1 protein-coding gene and 1 pseudogene are annotated in these 596 nt (G+C 55.0%); both read right to left on the bottom strand.

The genetic code is table 11. The annotated features are described in order from the left end of the window. Window positions 1-296 (bottom strand): glutathionylspermidine synthase family protein (locus ACLO87_RS16885; protein ID WP_430224357.1); only part of this gene is annotated, 296 nt, incomplete at its 3' end. A 5-nt stretch (window positions 297-301) separates the two neighbouring features. Then, window positions 302-583 (bottom strand): annotated as a pseudogene (locus ACLO87_RS16890) (DUF1190 domain-containing protein). Window positions 584-596 lie beyond the last annotated feature (13 nt).

A 596-nucleotide genomic window follows, 5' to 3' on the forward strand; every position in this document is an offset into this window, starting at 1 on the left:
GAATAAAGCGATGGCTGGTGCGTCAGCCATGACTGGCGCACAAAACTCCAGGTGTGTTTTGGAATGCGGAATTTGGTCATCAGCTCATCGCTGGCGATCACTTTTTCCACCACTTTCAGGCACATCTGGTGCAGTTCGGCGGTGACTTCTTCCAGCTTTACAACCTGGGCGAGGGTCAACTTGTAGTAAGCATCTTCACACCAGTACGGCTCGCCGTACATGGTGTGAAAATTGAAACCGTATTCGTGGGCTTTCTCACGCCAGTCCGGGCGCTCGGTAATACTGACTCTTTCCATCGGTATCAGCCACCCATTGAACGAGAAGAGGTACCGGTTGCACTACGCTGCATAGTGCTTTGTTTGGCAACAGATTCACCAAAACCGCCACGGGTAACGGTAGTGGTGGTCGCCGGTTTTGGTGCCATTGCCGTCTTCGGTACGGTCATGGTGCGGCCTGGCTGGGCTGCGCCCTAGTTTTTACCCGTCGCGTCGGTATATTTACCGTAAGCCGGACTGGCTGGGTTTTTCGAGGAGAACAGCGGCTGCTGTGCAAATCCCGCGCCGCCGCCCATCAGACGCCGCATGATGTAACCTGCC

Origin of the sequence: Paenalcaligenes sp. Me52, assembly GCF_050487965.1 — a bacterium.
Lineage (GTDB): Bacteria > Pseudomonadota > Gammaproteobacteria > Burkholderiales > Burkholderiaceae_B > Paenalcaligenes.